Origin of the sequence: uncultured Amnibacterium sp., from assembly GCF_964245895.1 — a bacterium.
Taxonomy (GTDB): Bacteria; Actinomycetota; Actinomycetes; order Actinomycetales; family Microbacteriaceae; genus Amnibacterium.
In genome coordinates this window covers 1-5,771 of the sequence record NZ_CAXTOQ010000189.1, presented here as the reverse complement: position 1 = coordinate 5,771, position 5,771 = coordinate 1, and the positions used below count along the sequence as shown (strand labels likewise).

The following is a 5,771-nucleotide window of genomic DNA, read 5'->3' as shown; positions in this document are numbered from 1 at the left end:
GCGGCGGCGGCCAGGCCGCGCCCGCGTCGGCGCCGTCCGCCATCGCCTCCGTCTCGCGGTACGGGGAGGCGACGGAGCCGGAGTCGAGGTGGTCGCGGCCGATCACGATCGGGGCCGACAGCTCGCCCGATGCGACCATCTCGTTGAATCGCAGGCCCGCCTGGTGCCGCTCCCGGTAGCCGAGCCAGCAGATGCGCGCCGGGAGGCCCTCGAACTCGATCCGCTCGCCCGCCGCCTCGATCCAGCGGCGCAGCCGCTCGTCGTCGGGGAACAGCTCGAGGATCGCGCGGTCGGTCGCGGCGATGTCGGCGGGGTCGCCGGACAGCGCGACCCACCGGAACGGGCCCTTCCCCTCCGCGAACAGCGGGCGGATGTAGGCGGGCACGAAGCCCGGGAAGGCGAACGCGCGGTCGAAGCCGCCCAGCCGCGCCTCCGCGCGCAGCGAGTTGCCGTAGTCGAAGACGGCCGCACCCGCCTCCTGGAACCCGACCATCGCCGCGACGTGGGCCGCCATCGACTCGCGGGCCAGGGCCGTGAACCCCTCCGGGTCCGCATCGGCGCGCTCGCGCCACCCGCCGAACGGCACCCCGGCCGGCAGGTACATCAGCGGATCGTGCGCGCTGGTCTGGTCGGTCACGACGTCGACCGGCACGCCGCGGCGCAGCAGCTCGGGCAGCACCTCCGCCTGGTTGCCCTCGAGACCGACGGACAGCGCCCGCCGCTCGGCCTTCGCCGCCAGGACCCGGGCGAGCGCGTCGTCGAGGTCGTCGGCGACCTCGTCCAGGTAGCGCCGCGCGCGACGCCGCTCCAGCCGGCTGCGGTCGACGTCCACGATCAGCACCGCGCCGCCGTTCAGGGTGACCGCGAGCGGCTGCGCGCCGCCCATCCCGCCCGCGCCCGCCGTCACCGTCAGCGTGCCGGCGAGGGAGCCGTCCCCGCCCTTCGCGCGCAGCGTCTCGGCGACCGCGGCGAAGGTCTCGTAGGTGCCCTGCAGGATCCCCTGCGTGCCGATGTAGATCCAGGAGCCTGCGGTCATCTGGCCGTACATCGTGAGCCCGAGCGCCTCGAGCCGGCGGAACTCGGGCCAGGTCGCCCAGTCGGGCACCAGGTTCGAGTTCGCGATCAGCACCCGCGGCGCCCACTCGTGGGTGCGGAACACCCCGACCGGCTTCCCGGACTGGACGAGCAGGGTCTCGTCGGAGTCGAGCTCGCGCAGCGTGCGGACGATCGCGTCGTACGCCTCCCACGACCTGGCGGCCCTGCCGCTGCCGCCGTACACCACGAGGTCCTCCGGGTGCTCGGCGACGTCGGGGTCGAGGTTGTTCATCAGCATGCGGAGCGGCGCCTCGGTCTGCCAGCTCCTCGCGGACAGCTCGGTGCCCCGCGCGGCGCGGATCGTGGTCCTCGTCATGTCCTGCCCCGTCCTCTCAGCCGAGCGGCCCGGTGACCTGCTCGGCGGCGGTGCGGATGCGGCCGTCGCGCACGAGCGCGGCGGCGGCCTCGAGCTCGGGGGCCAGGAAGCGGTCCGGGCCGGGTCCCGCGACGTGCTCGCGCAGCCGGTCGCGCACGGCGGCGGAGGCGGGCGCGGGCTGCAGGGGTGCGCGCAGGTCGAGCGCGCGGGCGGCCGCGAGCACCTCGATGCCGAGCACCCGCGCCAGCGCGTCGACCGACCGCCGCAGCTTGCGGGCCGCGTGCCACCCCATCGAGACGTGGTCCTCCTGCATCGCCGAGGACGGGATCGAGTCGACGGACGCCGGCACCGCGAGCCGCTTCAGCTCCGACACCAGCCCGGCGGCCGTGTACTGCGCGATCATCAGCCCCGAGTCGACCCCGGCGTCGTGCGCGAGGAACGCGGGCAGGCCGTTGCTGCGGCTCGGGTCGAGGAGGCGGTCGGTGCGCCGCTCGGACATGCTCGCCACGTCGGCGACCGCGATGGCCAGGAAGTCGAGCACGTACCCGATCGGGGCGCCGTGGAAGTTGCCGTTCGACTCGACCCGGCCGTCCGGCGTGACGACCGGGTTGTCGATGGCGCTCGCCAGCTCCCGCTCGGCCACCACGGCCGCGTGCGACCAGGTGTCGCGGGCGGCGCCGTGCACCTGCGGCGCGCAGCGCAGGGAGTACGCGTCCTGCACGACGGTGTGGTCCGGGCCGCGGTGGCTCTCCCGGATCGGCGACCCGGCCAGCACGGCGACCAGGTTCGCGGCGGCGACCTGCTGCCCGGCCTGCGGCCGCAGCGCGACGAGGTCGGCGGCCCATGCCGCGTCGGTGCCGAGCAGCGCCTCGGCGGACATCGCCGCGGCGACGTCCGCGGTCGCGAGCAGGCCGGCGAGGTCGTGGAGGGCGAGCACGAGCATGCCGAGCATGCCGTCGGTGCCGTTGACGAGCGCGAGCCCCTCCTTCTCCGCGAGCTCGACGGGCGCGATGCCCGCGGCGGCCAGCGCGTCGCCGGCGGCCGCGATGCCGCCGGACGCGTCGTGAACGAGGCCCTCCGCCATCAGCACGAGCGCGCAGTGCGCGAGCGGCGCGAGATCGCCGGAGCAGCCGAGCGACCCGTACTCGTGCACCACGGGCGTGATCCCCGCGTTCAGGATCGCGACGTACGCGTCGAGGGTCGACGCCCGGATGCCGGTGCGACCCGTCGCGAGCGTCCCGATGCGCAGCAGCATCAGCGCGCGCACCACCTCCCGCTCGACGACCGGCCCGGTGCCGGCCGCGTGGCTGCGGATCAGGCTGCGCTGCAGGCGGGTGCGCTCGTCCGGGGCGATGAAGGTCGTCGCCAGCGCGCCGAACCCGGTGGAGACGCCGTAGTGCGGCGCGGGATCCGCGGCGAGGGCGTCGACGACGGCCCGGGAGGCGGCGACCCGCTCACGCGCTGCGGGGTCGAGCTCGACCCGCGCGCCGTCCCGCGCGACGGCCACCACCTCGCCGACGCCCAGCGGCGCTGCTCCCACGATCACGGTCGGCACGGGCCCATCGTCCGCTCCGGCGCCCGGGCGCGCGAGGCCGGACGATCGGTCGGTGTCTCACCCGTGAGACACTTCGCCGGTGTCCGACGCCGCGCCAGCCGCCCGCGGTGCGCTGCGGATCCTGGCGCACCTCGGCGCCGCGCGCGGACCGGTCGCCGCCGGGCAGCTCGCGAGCGCGACCGGGCTGCCGCGCGCCTCCGTCTACCGCCTGCTCGGCGTGCTGGAGCAGGAGGGCTTCGTGCTGCGGTTCCCGGAGGCGCACCGCTGGGGCATCGGCATCGCCGCGTTCGAGCTGGCGGGCGGGTACCACCGGCAGGCGCCGCTCACCCGGCTGGGCCGGCCGATCGTCGAGGCGCTCGTCGACCGGGTCGGCGAGAACGCGCACCTCGCCGCGCTGCACGGCCGGGACGTGCTGTACCTGATCGAGGAGCGCGCCCCCCGCCGCCGTGCCCTCGTCACCGACGTCGGCGTGCGGCTGCCCGCGCACGTCACCGCGAGCGGGCTCGCGCAGCTGGCCGCGCTGCCCCGGGCGCAGGTCCGCGCGCTGTTCCCGGACGCGGCCGCCTTCGCGCAGCGCGGCACCGGCGGGCCGCGCTCCTCCGCCGACCTGCGGCGGGTGCTGGCCGCCGCCGCGGCGCGGGGCTGGGCCGTCGAAGACGGCGAGGTGACCGAGGGCGTCGCGTCCGTGGCCGTCGCGGTGCGCGATCACGCGGGCTGGCCGGTCGCGGCGCTCGCGGTCACGTTCGAGCGCGGACAGGAGGCGCCGGAGGACCGGGCGGACCTGGCCGCGGTGGTCGCCGAGCACGCGGCGCTGCTCGCCAGGCGCCTCGGCGCCTGAGACCGTTCGCGGATCCGGATCGATCGTCCGACACGCCGGGCGCGAGGCGCATCGGGCGGCGTGTCGTCGGATCCATCCGGATCCGCGAGAGGTCAGGGGGTGCGCTCCGCCGCGCCGGTCCCCTCCCCCGAGGTCGGGACGTCCTCGCGGATCGTCAGCTCGGGCTTGCGGCCGAGGGCCCGGTTGATGCCGAACACGATCGCGCCGATCGCCAGCCAGACCAGGCCGCCGATCTTCGCGAGCGGGTCGGCGTTCACCAGCACGTAGCCGATGATCAGGAACCCGAGCACCGGGACCACGCCGTGCAGCAGCCAGTTCCGCGACCGCTGCTTCACGATGTAGTGCCAGAACACCGCGACGTGCAGCAGGCAGAAGCCGAACAGCGCGCCGAAGTTCACGAGCGACGAGATCAGCGCGAGCTGGCCGACGAAGAACAGCACCAGCACGACGGTCAGCGCCGTGACGGCGAGGACCGCGTACAGCGGCACCTGCCGCGAGCTGATGCGGGACAGGATGGCCGGCAGCTGCCGGTCGCGGCTCATCGAGTAGAGCAGACGGCTCGTCGCGGCCTGCGCCGCCATCGCGTTCGCGATGCCCACCGCCAGCACGTTCACGACGAAGAAGGCGTTCTGCCAGCCGGTGCCGGCCGCCTGCTGCACGAGCAGGAAGAAGGCGTTGCCGACCTCCGTGTCGGAGAACGCGTCCCGGCCGCCGGCCATCAGGGCGGCCAGCCAGGTCTGCGTGATGAACAGCACCGCGACGATGAGCAGGGCGATGATCATCGCCCGGCCCGCCGCGTTCCTCCGGCCCGTCGACTCCTCCGCGAGGGTGGAGATGCCGTCGAAGCCCAGGAAGCTGAGCACCGCGATGGAGAGCGCGGCGGCGATCAGCGGACCGCTCACCTCCGACGGCGTCCAGATCGGGTCGGTGCTCCACTCGGCGCCGGGGATCGTGCCGCCGTTGATCGCCGTCACCGCGATCACGATGAAGATCACGACGAACACGAGCTCGATCACCAGGAAGACCCGGTTGGCGAGCTTGATCGAGGAGATGCCGAGCAGGTTCACCGCGGTGTTGATCGCGACGAAGACGAGCGCCCACACCCAGCGGGCGGAGCCCGGGAAGATGCCGACCATCGACTCGGCGGCGAACACGTACAGCAGCGTCGGCACCAGCAGGTAGTCGAGCAGGATCGCCCAGCCGGCGAAGAAGCCGAGCGCGGGATGGATGCCGCGGCCGACGTAGGAGAACACGGAGCCGGCGAGCGGGAACGACTTCGCCATCTGCGCGTAGGCGAGCGCGGTGAAGATCATCGCGACGAGGCCGATCAGGTAGACGAGCGGCACCATCCCGGCGGCGCTGTTGTAGACGGTGCCGAAGATCGCCCACGGGGCGATCGGCACCATGAAGATCAGGCCGTAGATGAGCAGGTCGACGGTCGAGACCGACCGCTTCAGCTCCTGCTTGTAGCCGAACGACTCCAGCGTGCGCTGGTTCTCGGTGCTGGCGGACATGGCGTTCCTTCGGTGGTGGAGGGGCGGGCGCTTCAGGAGGGGCTGGGCACGGCGACCGCGGGGTCGGCGGTGGCCGCCCCGTCGTGGTCGGCGAGGAAGGCGGCGACGACGGCGCGGAACGCCTCCGGCTGCTCGAGGTGCGTGCAGTGGCTCGCACCGGGGAACACGTGCTCGCGCACGTCGGGGATCCGCTCGACGAACGGCGCCCAGGTGATCGGGGTCGCCTCGTCGTGCTCGCCGGCGATCACGAGGGTCGGCACGGCGACCGCGTCGAGCCGGTCGACCACCGTCCAGTCCTGCAGGGTCCCGGTGACGAAGAACTCGTTGACGCCGTTCATCGTGTGGTAGACGGTCGGCTCCGCCTCCATCTGCCGCTCGCTGTCGACGAAGTCCTGCGGCATCGGCACGACCCGGCAGACGTGCCGGTCGTAGAACACCTGGGTCGCGGCGAGG

At 74.2% G+C, this 5,771-nt stretch carries 5 protein-coding genes; 1 reads left to right on the top strand and 4 read right to left on the bottom strand.

What is annotated here, in order from left to right; all coding sequences use genetic code 11:
- Both ACFE60_RS17110 and hutH read right to left on the bottom strand, forming a co-directional pair.
- Positions 1–1,411: urocanate hydratase (locus ACFE60_RS17110; RefSeq protein ID WP_375390065.1), on the bottom strand; the 1,411-nt coding region annotated here is incomplete at its 3' end.
- Between the two features lie 16 nt (positions 1,412–1,427).
- Entirely contained in the window at positions 1,428–2,966 is a 1,539-nt protein-coding gene (gene hutH, locus ACFE60_RS17105) for a histidine ammonia-lyase (RefSeq protein ID WP_375390064.1), read from the bottom strand.
- Between the two features lie 79 nt (positions 2,967–3,045).
- Here hutH and ACFE60_RS17100 point away from each other — a divergent pair, with 79 nt between their 5' ends.
- Positions 3,046–3,804 carry an IclR family transcriptional regulator gene (locus ACFE60_RS17100; RefSeq protein WP_375390063.1) on the top strand — a complete coding sequence of 253 codons (759 nt, stop codon included), beginning with the start codon at positions 3,046–3,048 and terminating at the stop codon, positions 3,802–3,804.
- 92 nt (positions 3,805–3,896) lie between these two features.
- On the opposite strand, the gene ACFE60_RS17095 is transcribed toward ACFE60_RS17100, so the two are convergent.
- Positions 3,897–5,318, bottom strand: coding sequence for an APC family permease (locus tag ACFE60_RS17095; RefSeq protein WP_375390062.1), 1,422 nt, complete (start codon positions 5,316–5,318; stop codon positions 3,897–3,899).
- Positions 5,319–5,350: 32 nt separating this feature from the next.
- A partial coding sequence (locus ACFE60_RS17090) for an alpha/beta fold hydrolase (protein ID WP_375390061.1) occupies positions 5,351–5,771 on the bottom strand: 421 nt, incomplete at its 5' end.